The 14,776-nt window shown below is 70.2% G+C and carries 14 protein-coding genes, 1 pseudogene and 2 riboswitches; of the genes and pseudogenes, 10 read left to right on the top strand and 5 right to left on the bottom strand.

Annotated elements, in window-relative coordinates:
- Positions 1–11 precede the first annotated feature (11 nt).
- The 9 genes and pseudogenes from KY49_RS07455 to KY49_RS35225 all read left to right on the top strand — a co-directional run.
- Positions 12–296, top strand: a pseudogene (locus KY49_RS07455) (GNAT family N-acetyltransferase); the annotation flags it as partial.
- Positions 297–330: 34 nt separating this feature from the next.
- Complete coding sequence (locus KY49_RS07460; protein ID WP_042584003.1) at positions 331–1,698, top strand: lysine N(6)-hydroxylase/L-ornithine N(5)-oxygenase family protein; 1,368 nt, start codon at positions 331–333, stop codon at positions 1,696–1,698.
- Positions 1,699–1,744: 46 nt separating this feature from the next.
- Positions 1,745–3,979, top strand: coding sequence for a TonB-dependent siderophore receptor (locus KY49_RS07465; protein ID WP_042584004.1), 2,235 nt, complete (start codon positions 1,745–1,747; stop codon positions 3,977–3,979).
- Between the two features lie 86 nt (positions 3,980–4,065).
- The gene (locus KY49_RS07470) at positions 4,066–4,923 is read left to right on the top strand and encodes a formyltransferase family protein (protein ID WP_042584005.1); all 858 of its coding nucleotides are present in this window, start codon (positions 4,066–4,068) and stop codon (positions 4,921–4,923) included.
- Positions 4,923–5,939: a GNAT family N-acetyltransferase gene (locus tag KY49_RS07475; RefSeq protein WP_042584006.1), complete on the top strand. Its 1,017-nt coding sequence runs from the start codon at positions 4,923–4,925 to the stop codon at positions 5,937–5,939. Before KY49_RS07470 ends, KY49_RS07475 begins: the two co-directional genes overlap by 1 nt.
- A gap of 212 nt (positions 5,940–6,151) precedes the next feature.
- Entirely contained in the window at positions 6,152–6,415 is a 264-nt protein-coding gene (gene vapB / locus KY49_RS07480; RefSeq protein WP_010092407.1) for a type II toxin-antitoxin system VapB family antitoxin, read from the top strand.
- On the top strand, positions 6,412–6,828 hold the full coding sequence (locus KY49_RS07485; RefSeq protein WP_010092406.1) for a PIN domain-containing protein: 417 nt from the start codon (positions 6,412–6,414) through the stop codon (positions 6,826–6,828). Before vapB ends, KY49_RS07485 begins: the two co-directional genes overlap by 4 nt.
- A 133-nt stretch (positions 6,829–6,961) precedes the next feature.
- Positions 6,962–8,125, top strand: a complete 1,164-nt coding sequence (locus KY49_RS07490) for a M20 aminoacylase family protein (RefSeq protein ID WP_042584007.1) — start codon at positions 6,962–6,964, stop codon at positions 8,123–8,125.
- A 68-nt stretch (positions 8,126–8,193) separates the two neighbouring features.
- On the top strand, positions 8,194–8,439 hold the full coding sequence (locus KY49_RS35225) for a type II toxin-antitoxin system ParD family antitoxin (protein WP_059777985.1): 246 nt from the start codon (positions 8,194–8,196) through the stop codon (positions 8,437–8,439).
- A gap of 93 nt (positions 8,440–8,532) precedes the next feature.
- Here the strand turns inward: KY49_RS35225 and KY49_RS07495 are convergent, their stop codons facing one another.
- The 5 genes from KY49_RS07495 to KY49_RS07515 form a co-directional block, all read right to left on the bottom strand.
- The gene (locus tag KY49_RS07495) at positions 8,533–9,837 is read right to left on the bottom strand and encodes a cobyrinate a,c-diamide synthase (RefSeq protein ID WP_042584008.1); all 1,305 of its coding nucleotides are present in this window, start codon (positions 9,835–9,837) and stop codon (positions 8,533–8,535) included.
- A gap of 3 nt (positions 9,838–9,840) precedes the next feature.
- On the bottom strand, positions 9,841–10,443 hold the full coding sequence (cobO, locus tag KY49_RS07500; protein WP_010092402.1) for a cob(I)yrinic acid a,c-diamide adenosyltransferase: 603 nt from the start codon (positions 10,441–10,443) through the stop codon (positions 9,841–9,843).
- Positions 10,444–10,471: 28 nt separating this feature from the next.
- Positions 10,472–10,849, bottom strand: coding sequence for a cobalamin biosynthesis protein (locus KY49_RS07505; protein WP_042584009.1), 378 nt, complete (start codon positions 10,847–10,849; stop codon positions 10,472–10,474).
- Entirely contained in the window at positions 10,846–11,619 is a 774-nt protein-coding gene (gene cobA / locus KY49_RS07510; RefSeq protein ID WP_042584010.1) for a uroporphyrinogen-III C-methyltransferase, read from the bottom strand. The genes KY49_RS07505 and cobA overlap by 4 nt, the downstream gene beginning before the upstream one ends.
- A gap of 179 nt (positions 11,620–11,798) precedes the next feature.
- Positions 11,799–12,038, bottom strand: a riboswitch (cobalamin riboswitch).
- A gap of 86 nt (positions 12,039–12,124) precedes the next feature.
- Entirely contained in the window at positions 12,125–13,336 is a 1,212-nt protein-coding gene (locus KY49_RS07515; protein WP_042584011.1) for an MFS transporter, read from the bottom strand.
- A gap of 116 nt (positions 13,337–13,452) precedes the next feature.
- On the opposite strand from KY49_RS07515, the gene KY49_RS07520 reads away from it, so the two are divergent.
- Positions 13,453–14,439: a LysR family transcriptional regulator gene (locus KY49_RS07520; RefSeq protein ID WP_042584012.1), complete on the top strand. Its 987-nt coding sequence runs from the start codon at positions 13,453–13,455 to the stop codon at positions 14,437–14,439.
- Positions 14,440–14,483: 44 nt separating this feature from the next.
- A riboswitch (cobalamin riboswitch) is annotated at positions 14,484–14,749 on the top strand.
- Positions 14,750–14,776: the final 27 nt, after the last annotated feature.

Below are 14,776 nucleotides of genomic sequence, written 5' to 3' on the forward strand. Positions count from 1 at the left end.
TGCGCCCGGACGCGCCGCGCGACCACGACCGCGGGCTGCGGATGCTGGTTGGCGAGCCGCGCTGGCGCGGCCCGCACCGCGTCGCCGGCTGGCTGCCGTCGGTCGTCCATTACCTGTTTCTCGACGATCCGCGCACCGAGGCGGTCGGCTGCGCCGTGCCGGCCGGCCATGCGCGCGTCGTCGACCACCTCGCGCGCCACGGCTTCGCGCGGCAGCGCCGGCTGACGCAGGCCGCCGCGCAGCCGCTGTGGATGCGCACGCTGCGCGAGGCGTTCTTCGCCGGCCGTCACATCTGACGCGCCGGTTTCACCGACAAGGGAGCTGAGAGACATGCAGAGAGAAACCGTATTCGACCTGATCGGCGTCGGCTTCGGGCCGTCGAACCTGGCGCTTGCCGTGCGGCTCGCGGAGCGCAGCGGCACGCGCGCGCTCGCGCATTGCTTCGTCGAGCGGCAGCCGGCGTTCGGCTGGCATCGCGGCATGCTGCTCGACGACTGCCGGATGCAGATCTCGTTTCTGAAGGATCTGGTCACGATGCGCGACCCGACGAGCCGCTACACGTTCATCAACTACCTGTTCCAGCGCGGCCGGCTGAACGAGTTCATCAACCTGAAGAACTTCTATCCGACCCGCGTCGAGTTTCACGACTACCTGAGCTGGGTGGCCGACGCGTTCGACGAGCACGTCCATTACGGCGAGACCGTGACCGGCATCGAGCCGGTGCGCGGCGGCGGCGCGCGCGTCGACGCGCTGCGCGTGCTGTCGCGCGATGCCGCCGGACGCGAGCGCCAGCGCGTCACGCGCGCGCTGTCGGTCGGCGTCGGCGGCGCGCCGGCGATCCCCGACGCGTTCGCCGCGCTCGGCCAGGACCGCGTGATCCATTCGTCGACGTACCTGTCCGACATCGGCCGGCTCGCGGACGCGGGCGCCGGCGAGCGCCGCCGCATCGCGGTGATCGGCGCGGGCCAGAGCGCGGCCGAGGTGTTCATCGACCTCGCGCGGCGCTTCCCGCACGTCGACGCGAGCCTCGTGATGCGCGCAGGCGCGCTGAAGCCGGCCGACGACAGCCCGTTCGTCAACGAGATCTTCAGCCCGGCGTTCACCGACGTCGTCTACGCGCAGCCGCAGGACGCGCGCCGCGCGCTGCTCGAACGCTACCGCGACACGAACTACGCGGTGGTCGACCGGCCGCTGATCGAGCAGATCTACGAAATGCTGTACCTGCAGCGCGTCGACGGCGCGCCGCGCCACGCGCTGCTCGCGAACCGCGCGATCGAGGCCGCCGCGCGCACCGCGACCGGCCAGATCGAGCTGACGCTGCGCGACCGCCTGAGCGGCGCCGCGCACACCGAGCGCTTCGACGGCCTCGTGCTCGCGACCGGCTACCGGCGCGACACGCACACGGCGCTGCTCGACGGGCTCGCGCCGCATCTGGGCGACGCGCTCGAGCGCGGCGACGTGACGCGCGACTACCGGCTCGACACGCCGGAGCACTTCGCGCCGCGCATCTATCTGCAGGGCTACTGCGAAGGCAGCCACGGCTTGTCCGACACGCTGCTGTCGGTGCTCGCGCGCCGCGCGGACGAAATCTGCGCGTCGCTCGAAAGCGGGCGCGCGCAGCCGGACGACGACGTCCGGCCGCCACAGACACGACAGGAAATCGGGGTGAGCGCGGGCCGGCTGGCCGTAGCGCTTTGACAAAAAGGGCGGCCGAAAGGCCGCCAAACAAGTGGAGCAACGAAAGATGGAGTGGGTAACAGGGACACGTCGAGGCACGCGTCGAGGCACACATCGGCGTGCGATCGCAGCCGCGGCAGGCGTGGCGTTTTATGCGGCGGCAGGCCAGGCGATGGCCCAGGCGGCGCCGAACCCTGCGGTGAAGGCGGACCCCGCCGCGCAGGCGAACGGCGCGGCGCCGGGCACGCTGCCGGCGATCAGCGTCAACGCGGCGTCGGAAGGCAACGGCACGGTCGGGCTCGTCGCGCGGCGCAGCCGGACCGGCACGAAGACCGACACGCCGATCAGCGAAATCCCGCAGACGATCAACGTCGTCACCGCGCAGCAGATCGAGATGACGGGCGCGACCGACGTGAACCAGGCGCTGCGCTATATCCCGGGTTTCTCGTCGTACGGCTCGGACAACCGTTCCGACTGGTACGCGGCGCTGCGCGGCTTCACGCCGACCGCCTACGTGAACGGGCTGCAGGTGCCGAATACGATCAACCTCGCGAGCTGGCGCGTCGATCCGTACATGATCGACAGCATCACCGTGCTGCGCGGGCCGACGTCGGTGCTGTACGGCGCGGGCGACCCGGGCGCGATCGTCGACGTGCAGACCAAGCTCGCCGACGGCGAGCGCGTGCGTGAAGCCGGCGTCGAGATCGGCAACTATGCGCGCAAGCAGTTCATGTTCGACGTCGGCGACAAGCTCGACGCCGACGGCAAGTACGCGTACCGCTTCGTCGGCGTCGCGCGCGACGGCAACGCGCTGACCGGCACGAACAACGACCAGCGCGTCGCGCTCGCGCCGTCGTTCCGCTGGCGGCCGAACGCGGACACGTCGCTGACGGTCTCCGCGACCTACCTGCAGGACTGGGGCGACATCTCGTCGAACTTCCTGCCCGCGCAGGGCACGGTGCTGGGCAACCCGAACGGGCAACTGTCGAAGGACGTGTACCTGGGCGACCCGGGCTTCAACCATTACCGCAAGAAGCAGTGGTCGCTCGGCTACCAGTTCGAGCACAACCTGAACTCGATCTGGACGGTGCGCCAGAACGTGCGCTGGATGCACCTGTCGCTCGACAACGGCTCGGTGTGGGGCGCGGGCTTCGTCGACGGCAGCACGACCGACGTGTCGCGCTGGGCGGGCCTGTTCCAGATGAACTACAGCCGCTTCGACATCGACAACAACGCACAGGCGCGCTTCGCCACCGGGCCGCTCGAGCACACGCTGCTGCTCGGCTTCCAGTACAACCGGCAGACCTCGACCGACAGCGAATGGATCGCGGCGGCGCCGCCCGTGAATCTCTACAACACCGTGTCGCCGCCGGTGACGACCGCGGTGTTCGCGGATCCGAGCACCACGGGGCGCACCGACACGTACACGACGATGAATACGTTCGGCGTATACGCGCAGGACCAGGTCAAGTGGAACCGCTGGGTGCTGACGCTCGGCGGCCGCGAGGACTGGGTGAACATGCGGCAGGACGACCGCGCGGGCGGCACGCAGTCGAAGGCGGACGTCACCGCGTTCAGCGGGCGCGTGGGCCTCGCGTTCCAGGGCGACTACGGGCTGTCGCCGTACGTCAGCTACGCGACGTCGTTCAACCCGCTGATCGGCGTGAACCTGTTCGGCGGCGGGCTGGCCAAGCCGACGCGCGGCAAGCAGATCGAGCTGGGCCTGCGCTGGCAGCCGCCCGGCAAGAACCTGATGCTGAACGCGGCGATCTACCAGATCAACCAGACCAACGTGATCACGCCGACGCCGACGAATCTCGATCCGGCCGGCACGACGTCGGTGCAGACGGGCGAGGTGCGCTCGCGCGGCATCGAGCTGAGCGCGACCGGCAAGGTGAGCCCGAACCTGTCGATCATCGCGTCGTACGTGTACCAGGACGTGAAGAACATCAAGGCGAACGACGCGTCGCTGAACAACTGGCCGGTCGACATCCCGCGGCCGCGCCAGATGGCGTCGCTGTGGGCCGACTGGACGTGGCACACGGGGCCGCTCGCCGGCTTCGGGCTCGGCGGCGGCGTGCGCTACCAGAGCGCGTCGGCCGGCGCGGCCGACAACTCGCTGTCGGTCGCGAGCTACACGGTGTACGACGCGGCGATCCACTACGACGTGCGCAACTGGCGCTTCGCGGTGAACGCGACGAACCTGTTCAACCGCCACTACATCAGCGGCTGCCAGTCGTATTCGGTCTGCATGTTCGGCAACGAGCGCACCGTGGTCGCCACCGCGAAATACAACTGGTGACGGCGCGCGCCGCGGCGTGCGGGCCGGCCTTCGCGGGCCGGTGCCTGCGCGTCGCGGCGGGCGGCGTCCTTTTCCCATCACGACCCATGCCGAAGAAAAATCTCGTCTACATCCAGTCGCTGCGCAACGGCGCGGCCGATCGCGCCGGACAGCCGGTCGCTTACAAGGGCGGCACGCGCTACATGAAGGCGCCGCTCGAATTCCTCGTCGAGCGGCTCAACGGCTCGGCGCTCGGCGAGCGCTACACGCTCGCGGGCGTGATCGTCGACGACGACGACGGTTCGCCCGCCGACCGCGCGAAGCTCGCCGACTACGGCTTCGCGCGCACGCCCGGGCGGCCGTGGCTGCTGCCGGACGGCCTCACGGTGCAGGGCCGGCCGGTCGACGAACTGTTCTGCGCGATTCCGTCGACGTACCGCCGGCTGCCGCGGGATGTGCACGACGTGCACGCCGTGCGCGAGCGCGCGGCGGGCAAGGCGGCGTTCGAGCGCCGGCTGCTCGAGCGGCTGCTCGAACTGAACGCCGACGTCGTCGTGCTCGACGGGCTGCTCGTGATCCTCGACGAGCTGGTGCGGCCCGGCGCGCGTTTTCACCGGCGCATCGCGAACATCCACCCGGGCATCACCGAGGACGGCTCGCCGTTCCAGCGGCGCGGCGCGTACGCGACGCTCGATGCGCTGCACGGTGCGCGCGGCGAGCGGGTCGACTGGGCGAGCGGCGCGACGTCGGCGATCGAGCCGGTGACGATGACGGGCGCGTCGTTCCACTACGTCGACAACGGCATCGATTCCGGCGAAGTGATCTGCGACGTGCTCGACACGCCGATCGCGCCGGACGACACGATTCTCGAACTGCGCTGGAACAACTTCCAGCGCAGCCTGTTTCCGGCGCTCGAGCGGGGGCTTGGCATCCTCGCGGACCGCCACGACGCGGGGGCCTTGTGATGACCGACACGCTGACGAACCCTGCCGGTCCGGCGGATGCCGTCGATTTCGCCGCGCCTGCGCGCGAGGCGGCATCCGCATCCGCATCCGCGGCGCACGACGCCGATCGCGTCCTCGACGCATGGCGGCCCGACGATCAGCCGGCCGCGCTGCTCGCCGAATTCGCCGCGCTGTTCAACACGGAGACGCCGCGCGCGTCGGCGACGCTCGCCGTGCCGCTCGCGGGCGCCGATCCCGCGGCGGTCGCGGCGTATGTCGGGCGCGCGGTGCGCGAGGGCGTGATCGACGACGCGCGGCCCGTGGACGGCCGGCTGCACCTGAGCGCGTCGCGCGCGACGTTCTGGCAGCATCCGCAGCCGTGGCTGAAGGCGCCGGGCTCGGGCGGCATGCCGCTGCGCTATACGGTGACGAACGAGCGACGCCATCCGGTGCGCGCGCCGAGCGTGCCCGGCGAGATCTACGCGCGCTACATGCCGCAGGTCGGCATGACCTTCAGCCTGCGCACGGTCGACGTCGACGCGCACGCGGACCTGTTCAGCGGCTGGATGAACCTCGATCGCGTCGCGCAGTTCTGGGACCAGCGCGGCACGCGCGACGAGCACGCCGCGTATCTCGCGGAACGGCTCGCCGATCCGCACATGCACCCGATGATCGGCTACTTCGACGACACGCCGTTCGGCTATTTCGAGTTCTACTGGGCGAAGGAGGACCGCCTTGCGCCGTTCTACGACGCGCACGACTACGATCGCGGGCTGCATCTGCTGATCGGCGATTCGCGCTTCCAGAGCGCGGGCAAGCTGCACGCGTGGTGGAGCGGGGTGCTGCATTACATGTTCGTCGACGAGCCGCGCACGCAACGGCTCGTCGGCGAGCCGCGCGTCGATCACGTGCGGCATATCGCGTACATGCACCGGCTCGGCTTCCATACGCTGAAGGAGTTCGATTTCCCGCACAAGCGCGCGGCGCTGGTGATGATCGACCGGGAGACGTTCTTCGAGACGTTCCGGTTGCCGTGACGGGGCGGGGTGCCCGCGTTGGCCGTTCGGCGTATGGACCGCGCGCAGGCAGGCGTGAAAAATGGGGCCTTTCACATGACGAGGGCTGCAGGCTCATGGACAAGGCACTCATTGCGACAGGCTGGCGCACGGCGTCCCGGACGCGGGCATCGATATTGACATATGCTCGCATATGTCTAAAATGGTCGCATCGTTCGCTTCCGGAGTGGATCATGCGCACCGTTTCCATTTTCAAGAATGCCCGCAATCAGGCGATCCGCATCCCGAAGGACATGGAGTTCGAAGGCGTGACGGAACTCGAGATCCGCCGCGAGGGCGACACCTTGCTGCTTCGCCCCGTGCGTCCCACGTGGACGTCGCTCGCGCACGAGCCGCTGGCGGATGCCGATTTCCTCGTCGAGCGCCCGGCCGTCGTCGAATCCGGCCGTTTCGACCTGTCCGGCCCCGACGATGCGCAAACGGAGTCCGGCCGGTGACGAAGCTCTACATGCTCGATACGAACATCTGCTCGTACATCATGCGGGAGCGGCCGCCGGTCGTCCTGTCGCGGCTGCAGTCGTGCGTCGGCGCGCAGCACCGGATCGTCGTGTCGGCCGTGACCTATGCGGAGATGCGCTTCGGCGCGATCGGCCGGAAGGCGTCGCCGAAGCATGCCGACCTCGTGACCGCATTCGTCGCGCGGCTGGACGGCGTGCTGCCGTGGGATGCGGCGGCCGTCGACGCGACGACCGCCGTGCGCGCCGAGCTCGCGGCGCGCGGCACGCCGATCGGCGCGAACGATGCGTCGATCGCGGGGCACGCGATCGCGGCCGGCGCGGTGCTGGTGACCCACAACACGCGCGAATTCGGCCGCGTCGACGGGTTGTCGTTCGAGGATTGGGCCGATTGAGCGGCGACGCCCGCGGACGATGCTTGCATCGTGATAGCCGGCAACCATCGGTTGCCGGGCTGACGACATTTCGTCTATCCGGTTGACGTTCGGCGGACTATCCTTGCCGCACATTCGACACAGGAGACGAACCGTGACGCACAGCGTGATTCCCGCAGGCCTCGCCGACGAAATGACCGCCATCCGGCATCGTATCCATGCCCATCCCGAGCTGGGCTTCGAGGAATTCGCGACGAGCGATCTCGTCGCCGAGCGGCTGCAGGCGTGGGGCTACGCCGTGCATCGCGGGCTCGGCGGCACGGGCGTCGTCGCGCAACTGAAGGTCGGCGATGGCGCGAAGCGTCTCGGCCTGCGCGCGGACATGGACGCGCTGCCGATCCAAGAGGCGACCGGCCTGCCGTACCAGAGCACGATTCCCGGGAAGATGCACGCGTGCGGCCACGACGGCCACACCGCGATGCTGCTCGCGGCGGCGAAGCATCTCGCGCGCGAGCGGTGCTTCTCGGGCACGCTGAACCTGATCTTCCAGCCGGCCGAGGAAGGGCTCGGCGGCGCGAAGAAGATGCTCGACGACGGCCTGTTCGAGCAATTCCCGTGCGATGCGATCTTCGCGATGCACAACATGCCCGGCTTTCCGACGGGCAAGTTCGGCTTCCTGCCGGGGCCGTTCATGGCGTCGTCGGACACCGTGATCGTCGACGTGCAGGGGCGCGGTGGCCACGGCGCGGTGCCGCACAAGGCGATCGATCCGGTCGTCGTGTGCGCGCAGATCGTCGTCGCGCTGCAGACGATCGTGTCGCGCAACGTGTCGCCGCTCGACATGGCGATCGTCACGGTCGGCGCGATTCACGCGGGCGACGCGCCGAACGTGATTCCCGAGCACGCGCAGATGCGCCTGTCGGTGCGCGCGCTGAAGCCGGACGTGCGCGACCTGCTGCAGGCGCGCATCACCGAAGTGATCCACGCGCAGGCCGCGGTGTTCGGCGCGAGCGCGACGATCGACTACCGGCGCCGCTACCCGGTGCTCGTCAACGATGCGCAGATGACCGCGTTCGCGCAGCAGGTCGCGCGCGAGTGGGTCGGCGACGCGAACCTGATCGACGACATGGTGCCGCTGACCGGCAGCGAGGATTTCGCGTTCCTGCTCGAGCAGCGTCCGGGCTGCTACCTGATCATCGGCAACGGCGACGGAGAGGGCGGCTGCATGGTGCACAACCCCGGCTATGACTTCAACGACGCGGTGCTGCCGACGGGGGCGTCGTACTGGGTGAAGCTGACCGAGGCGTTTCTGGTCTGACGGGATGGCGCGGCGCAGGGTGTACCAAATCTTGGTACATGACGGGTATGTTGAAGAGGAGGTCGGTCATGTCGAGCAATACGCCCATTTCGCTTGGCGACCACTTTGCCGAATTCGTCGATGCACAGGTGCGAGCGGGACGGTATGGCTCGGCGAGCGACGTGGTGCGAGCCGGTCTGAGACTGCTCGAATCGCATGAAACGCAGGTCCGTGCATTGCAAGAGGCGCTAAAGGCCGGCGAAACGTCGGGCGCATCCGCGCCATTCAATAGCGACGCTTTCCTGGCGCGGATGCGGGCGAAACATGGCGGTTGAAGGGCGGCCACTCTGGCTGACATGGTGTGACGTGCAGCCGACGACGTTGTCGCCGTCAACGCCCGATCGTGATCGCCGAAATCAGCGCTCAGGTCAAATTGTTCCGCCGCTGAACAGCGCCGCCGCCGCCGCCGGATTCGACGGCCAGTACATGTGCATGTACGTCGCGACGATCGAGCCGGCCCGATACACGGCCTCGCCGCTGCCCGCGCCGCCATCCGGCCGGACTGCGGCCGCGACCGGCTCGAGCGGCGTGTCGAGCCGCGAATAGTGGAACGTATGCCCGCGCATCGGCCCGGTGCGCGTATCGAGCTGCTGCATGCCCAGCGCGGCGAAGCGCCGCTGCATCGTCGCGCGGCCCGGCAGCAGGCCGAGCATCGGCGTCGTCGCGCCGTCGACGTCCGTCAGCGCATCGCACAGATACACCATCCCTCCGCATTCGGCGACGATCGGCTTGCCGGCCGCCGCATGCGCGCGGATCGCGCCCGCGCTCGTCGCGTTCGCCGCGAGCGCCGCCGCATGCAGCTCCGGATAGCCGCCCGGCAGGAACAGCGCGTCGCAGTCGCCGGGCACCGGCTCGTCGGCGAGCGGCGAGAAGAACCGCAACTGCGCGCCGAGCGCGTCGAGCAGCGCGAGATTCGCCGGATAGATGAACGAGAACGCGGCGTCGCGCGCAATCGCGATCCGCTTGCCGGCGAGCGCGCGCGGCAGCGGCCCGGCGGCGTCAGGCTCCGCGAACGCGACCGCAGGCGGCAATTCCGCAAGGGCGGTATTCGCAAGCACGTCGGCCGCGCGATCGAGCCGCGCGTCGAGATCGTCGATGTCGTTCGGCTGATGCAGGCCGAGATGGCGCTCCGGCAGCGCGATGCCGGCGTCGGCGGGCACGTGCCCGAGCCAGCGCAAGTCGCCGGGCAGCGCCTGCCGCAGCAATTCCGCGTGACGCGCGGAGCCGACCCGGTTCGCGAGCACGCCGTGAAACGGCAGGTCCGCGCGAAACCGCGCAAGGCCGAACGCGATCGCGGCGAAGGTCTGCGCCATCGATTTCGCGGAGATCACCGCGACGACCGGCACGCCGAACGCGACGGCCAGATCCGCGCTGCTCGGCGTGCCGTCGAACAGCCCCATCACGCCTTCGATCAGGATCAGGTCGGCGTCGCGCGCGGCGTCGGCGAGCAGCGCGCGGCAGCCGGCTTCACCGACCATGCCGAGATCGAGCGCGTTCACGGGTGCGCCGCTCGCGCGTTCGAGCAGCATCGGATCAAGAAAATCCGGGCCGGTCTTGAACACGCGCACGCGACGGCCGAGCCGGCGGTGCAGCCGCGCGAGGCCGGCCGTCACCGAGGTCTTGCCCTGGCCGGACGCGGGCGCGCTGACGAACAGCGCGGGGCAGGCGGGCATCGTTCAGAACTCCACGCCGCGCTGCGCCTTCACGCCTTGCTCCTTGTACGGATGCTTGACGAGCCGCATCTCGGTGACGAGATCGGCCGCGTCGATCAGCGCGTCGGGCGCGTGGCGGCCCGTCACCACGACGTGCAGCGACGCGGGGCGCGCGGCCAGCGTCGCGAGCACCTCGTCGAGCGGCAGGTATTCGTACTTGAGCACGGTGTTCAGCTCGTCGAGGATCACCATCTGGTAATCGCCGCTCTCGATCATCCGGCGCGCCTCGTCCCAGCCCTTGCGGGCGGTCGCGATGTCGGCGTCGCGGTTCTGCGTGTTCCACGTATAGCCGTCGCCCATCGTCACGAAATCGCAGTGCGCGACCGCGCCGAGGAAATCGCGCTCGGACGTGTGCAGCGCGCCCTTGATGAACTGCACGACGCCGAGCCGCATCCCGTGGCCGAGCACGCGCACGGCCATGCCGAACGCGGCGGTGCTCTTGCCCTTGCCGTTGCCGGTGTGGACCATCAGCAGGCCCTTTTCGTTGACGGCGGCGGCCTGCTTCTTCTCGTGGCCGGCGCGGCGGCGCTCGGTCATCCGCTGATGCGCTTCGGGATCGGTTTTCATCGGGAGTCGTCCTGTCGAAAGAATGGGTTCAAAGCGGGCCGGCGAGCGCAACCGTCACACCGTCCCGCGCGAGTTTCGGGCCGAGCAGCCGGCCGCGCGGCGCGGCGAGCCGCGCGCACGGCTCGGCGACGCCGGCCACGCCGAAGCGGGCGAGCGCGGCGGGTGACGGCGCGCTCTCCGCCAGTTCGGGGTGGGCGGCGAGCTGCGCCGCGTCGAAGGCGACGAGCGGCCAGCCGCGCCGCGCGCAGAGCGTGCGCAGCGCGCGTGCGCGCGATTTGCCGGCGAGCGTCGCGACCACGGCCGGCTGCGCGTGCGGGTGCCGCGCGAGCGCCGCGCGGACCGCGGCGTCGAGCTGTGCGGCGGTGACGCCCGCGCGAAAGCCGAGACCGAGCGCGACCCGCATCATGCGGGCTCCGGCGGCGCAGGTTCGGCCGGCGCGGCCAGCGCGGCCTGTACCGCGGGATCGGCGGCCAGCGCCGCGACACGGCCGACCACGACGATCGCGGGCGAGCCGATGCCGGCCGCGCCGACGCGCTCGACGAGGGTCGCGAGTGTCGCCAGCACGTGCCGCTGCTCGGGCCGCGTCGCCGATTCGATCGCCGCGCACGGCGTGTCGTCCGGCAGGCCGCCCGCGCGCAGCGCGGCGGCGATCGCGGCGAGGCGGCGGATGCCCATGTAGATCACGAGCGTCATGCGGGTCGCGGCGAGCGCGCGCCAGTCGGGCTCGTCATCGCCCGCGCCGTGCCCGGTGACGAAGATCACGCCCTGCGCGTCGCCGCGATGCGTGACCGGGATGCCGAGGGCGGCCGGCGCGGCGATGCCGGCCGTGATGCCGTGCACGACCTCGACCGGAAAGCCCGCCGCGCCGAGCGCGATCAGCTCTTCGCCGCCGCGGCCGAACACGAACGGATCGCCGCCTTTCAGGCGCGCGACGCTGCGGCCCGCGCGCAGGTGCGCGAGCATCGCGGCGACGATCGCGTCCTGCGGCGTCGACGCGTGGCCGCCGCGCTTGCCGACGTGCTCGATGCGCGCATCGGCGCGCGCGTGCCGCAGCACCTCGGGATTCACGAGATCGTCGACGAGCAGCACGTCGGCCGCGCCGATCGCGCGCGCGGCCTTGAGCGTCAGCAGGTCGGCATCGCCGGGGCCCGCGCCGATCAGCCAGGCGCGGCTCATCGGGGGCGGCACGGCGCGAACCGTGGCGAAGACCGGAAAAGCGGCGAACGGGCGGCGCGAAGCCGGCCTGCGGAATGGCGATGCATAGCGGAATGAAAGCAGCCCGCTCGAAGCGGGCATGAGCACACAACACGCGCACGCAGTCCGTCCCCCGCGGACCGGGCGTTCGGCGAGCGCATCGCTCGCCCCTTGCGTCGGCCGGTATCCGGGCTGGCCGCTTGCCAGGCCGCGGCCTTCCCACCCGAAGCAGGCGGGCAGTGGCATCGTGGGCGGCATGGGCGCGCGCGCTGAAAGCGCGTCGCGCGGGCGGCGTACCGTTGCGGGGACAGCACAGGCCGGGCGGATGTCCGCCTCCTGTTTCCCGTTTAACTGCGCCTGCCGGCGGGCAGGCGCGAGCACCGAACGCGGCGCATACGATAGCACAGCGCGACGGCGCAAACGCATGCGGGACGCCTTGGCCGGCCGGCGGCGGCGCGCGGTGCGCGAGCCGTAGAGAATGCCGGTGTCATGCCCCCGAAGCGGGCTGATCCATGCTCGCCCGTTTCCTTCGGCACGCCGCCGCCGTTCCCAGCGCCAAGGCTGCGCAAAGCACGCCTGCCGAGGCCACGCCGCTCCATCCGAAGCGTCCCGCCATGGCCGTGCCCAGCGCCGATCCGGCAGCGCCCCCCAGGAAATAGCAGGTCATGAACACCGTGTTGAGCCGCCCGCGTGCGTGGGGCAGCGCCGCATACAGTCGTGTCTGATTGGCCACGAGGCTGGCGCGGCTGCCCAGGTCGAGGATCACCACGCCCGCGATCAGAAAGCCGATCCCCTGCATCGAACCGGCGACCAACGCGAAAGCCAGCATCACCAGCGCTGCCGCCGATGCCACGACCCGGCGGCCTCCCCAGTGGTCGGTCAACCGGCCGATGGTGGGGGAGGCAAGCATGCCCATCACGCCCACCATCCCGAACAACCCAGCCACCTCGCTGCCGTAGCCGTAGGGCGGCCGCGCCAGCATCAGCGCCAACGAGCCCCATAGGACGTTGAACGCGGCGAACAGCAGGAACCCGGCCAGGCAGGCTTCGCGCAGCAGCGGCTGCTGTTTGAGCAATTGCCCCAGCGAGGCCAGCAACTTCGGATACGACAGGTCGCTGTCCGGTCGGGTGTGCGGCAGGTGGCGCCAGACCAGGGCGATCAGCGCCGCGTCGAGCACGGCAGCCAGCATGAACATGGCGCGCCAGCCTGCGTGCGCCCCGACATAACCGCTGGCCGTGCGTGCCAGCAACGTGCCGGCGAACAAGCCGCTCATCAGCCGCCCGACGGTCTGCCCGCGCAGGGCCGGATCGGCCAGGCCCGAAACCGCCGGGATGATGATCTGTGCGCCGACCGCCGTCAGGCCGACCACGACGCACGCGGCCAGCAACCCGTCCAGGTTGGCCGCTGTTGCGCATAGCGCCAAGCCGACCATGTTCGTCAACAGCAGCGCGGTGATCAACCGGCGGCGGTCGATTCGGTCGCCCAGCGGGCCGAACAGCAGCAAGCCCGCAGCGTAGCCGGCCTGGGTCAGCATGGCGATGGCGCCCTGGGCCGATGCATCCGAGCCGAAGGTTGCCGCCATCTGCGGCAGCAGCGGTTGGCTGTAATACAGGTTGGCGACGGCAAAGCCACAGGCCGCCGACAGTGCTGCCACACTGCGCCCGGACAAGGATGCGGCGGCGCGGAAAGGATGGGACATCGTGCGAACTCCGTTCGTGTGGCCCTATTGCCACACATCCGCGGGGAATGCTAGGCGTGCCGGCATGGCGACAGAACGCCTCGGCGTCGCACAATGGTTTTGCATAAAATGCGGAAATGACGCCCATTCCTTATGCCGAACACTTGCCGGTCTTTGTCGCGGTCGCGCGCGCAGGCAGCTTTTCCGCCGTTGCCGCCCGACAGGGTGTGGCGCCGTCGTCGGTCGTGCGCCAGATCGATGGCCTGGAGGCCGCGCTGGGTGTACGGCTGTTTGCGCGCTCCACGCGCGGACTTGCACTGACCGACGCGGGCGAACTGCTGCTGGCCCGCGTTCCCGCATTGATCGACGAACTGGTGGACTTGCGCGCCGAGGTCGCGTCGCTGGGCGACGAGCCGCGAGGCGTACTCCGTGTGGCCTGCCTGCCGACATTCGGCCGCCACCATGTCCTGCCGCTTCTCCCGGACTTGCTCGCGCGCTACCCGGCGCTGCGCATCGAGCTGGAATTCACCGAGCGGCTGGCCGACCCGGTACGCGAACGCCTCGACGCGGTGATCCGCATCGGTCCGCTCAAGGACAGCCGGCTCTATGCTCAGCGCCTGGCCACGCAGCGTTGGTCCATCTGCGCCAGCCGTGCTTACCTGGACCGGCATGGGCATCCGGCCACCCTGGCCGAGCTGGCCGGCCATCGCTTGCTGGACAAGCGCCATGACCCCGAAGGCCTGGGCTGGCGCGGCCTGCGTGCCGCCGGCCTGATACCCGGAGATGCCGCCGACAGCGTCCTTGCCTGCGACGACTTCGAGGCGCTGCTTCTGGCCGCCATCGCCGGCTTGGGTTTGGCGTACCTGCCCACCTGGGCGACGGAGCAGGCCACTTCCAGCGGACAGTTGGTCACGGTATTCGACAACCCCGCCCAGCGCGAGGACGACGTCCACCTGTTGCGTGCATTGCCGCGGCCGTCCGCCAAGCTGGCTGTTTTTGCCCAGGCACTGCTGGCCGCTCTCGACGCAGGCCAAAACCGGCTTCCCTTGCCGTCCGTCGACAGCCGGCCGCCTCGGCCCGGCACGGCTCGCGCGAACGTACCCGCCGTGAACGGACTGCCCTGATCCGCGGCCCCGCCGTTCGCCTTGACGCTCCCGCCCGCGCCGCCTACACTCGCACGCGTTTCGGTGCTCGCGCGCGCCCGCCGGCGTGCGCAGTTAAACGGGAAACAGGGAGCCTGACTGCACCGCAGTCGCGCCAACCTGTGCTGCCCCCGCAACGGTAAGCGAACGCATTGCGCCCGCCGCGATGCAGCGCCGCTTCGCCGCATGCCTGCCGCGCATGCGGACGACCGCCACTGGACGCGTGATGCGTCCGGGAAGGCGAAGCGGCGTGTTCGTCAGCCCGGATACCGGCCGAGACGAGGGGTTCAGCGCCGCGGGGATGCGGCGCATCGTCCAC

The sequence above is a fragment of the Burkholderia sp. MSHR3999 genome, assembly GCF_000833595.1.
In the GTDB taxonomy this organism is placed as follows: domain Bacteria; phylum Pseudomonadota; class Gammaproteobacteria; order Burkholderiales; family Burkholderiaceae; genus Burkholderia; species Burkholderia ubonensis.

Excerpts from the sequence above, each read along its gene's own strand:
- KY49_RS35225 (WP_059777985.1), top strand. The coding sequence starts at position 8,194 with ATGTCGAGCAATACGCCCATTTCGCTTGGCGACCACTTTGCCGAATTC.
- KY49_RS07515 (WP_042584011.1), bottom strand. The coding sequence starts at position 13,336 with ATGTCCCATCCTTTCCGCGCCGCCGCATCCTTGTCCGGGCGCAGTGTG.
- KY49_RS07495 (WP_042584008.1), bottom strand. The coding sequence starts at position 9,837 with ATGCCCGCCTGCCCCGCGCTGTTCGTCAGCGCGCCCGCGTCCGGCCAG.
- KY49_RS07475 (WP_042584006.1), top strand. The coding sequence starts at position 4,923 with ATGACCGACACGCTGACGAACCCTGCCGGTCCGGCGGATGCCGTCGAT.
- KY49_RS07460 (WP_042584003.1), top strand. The coding sequence starts at position 331 with ATGCAGAGAGAAACCGTATTCGACCTGATCGGCGTCGGCTTCGGGCCG.
- KY49_RS07505 (WP_042584009.1), bottom strand. The coding sequence starts at position 10,849 with ATGATGCGGGTCGCGCTCGGTCTCGGCTTTCGCGCGGGCGTCACCGCC.
- KY49_RS07465 (WP_042584004.1), top strand. The coding sequence starts at position 1,745 with ATGGAGTGGGTAACAGGGACACGTCGAGGCACGCGTCGAGGCACACAT.
- cobO (WP_010092402.1), bottom strand. The coding sequence starts at position 10,443 with ATGAAAACCGATCCCGAAGCGCATCAGCGGATGACCGAGCGCCGCCGC.
- KY49_RS07520 (WP_042584012.1), top strand. The coding sequence starts at position 13,453 with ATGACGCCCATTCCTTATGCCGAACACTTGCCGGTCTTTGTCGCGGTC.
- vapB (WP_010092407.1), top strand. The coding sequence starts at position 6,152 with ATGCGCACCGTTTCCATTTTCAAGAATGCCCGCAATCAGGCGATCCGC.
- cobA (WP_042584010.1), bottom strand. The coding sequence starts at position 11,619 with ATGAGCCGCGCCTGGCTGATCGGCGCGGGCCCCGGCGATGCCGACCTG.
- KY49_RS07470 (WP_042584005.1), top strand. The coding sequence starts at position 4,066 with ATGCCGAAGAAAAATCTCGTCTACATCCAGTCGCTGCGCAACGGCGCG.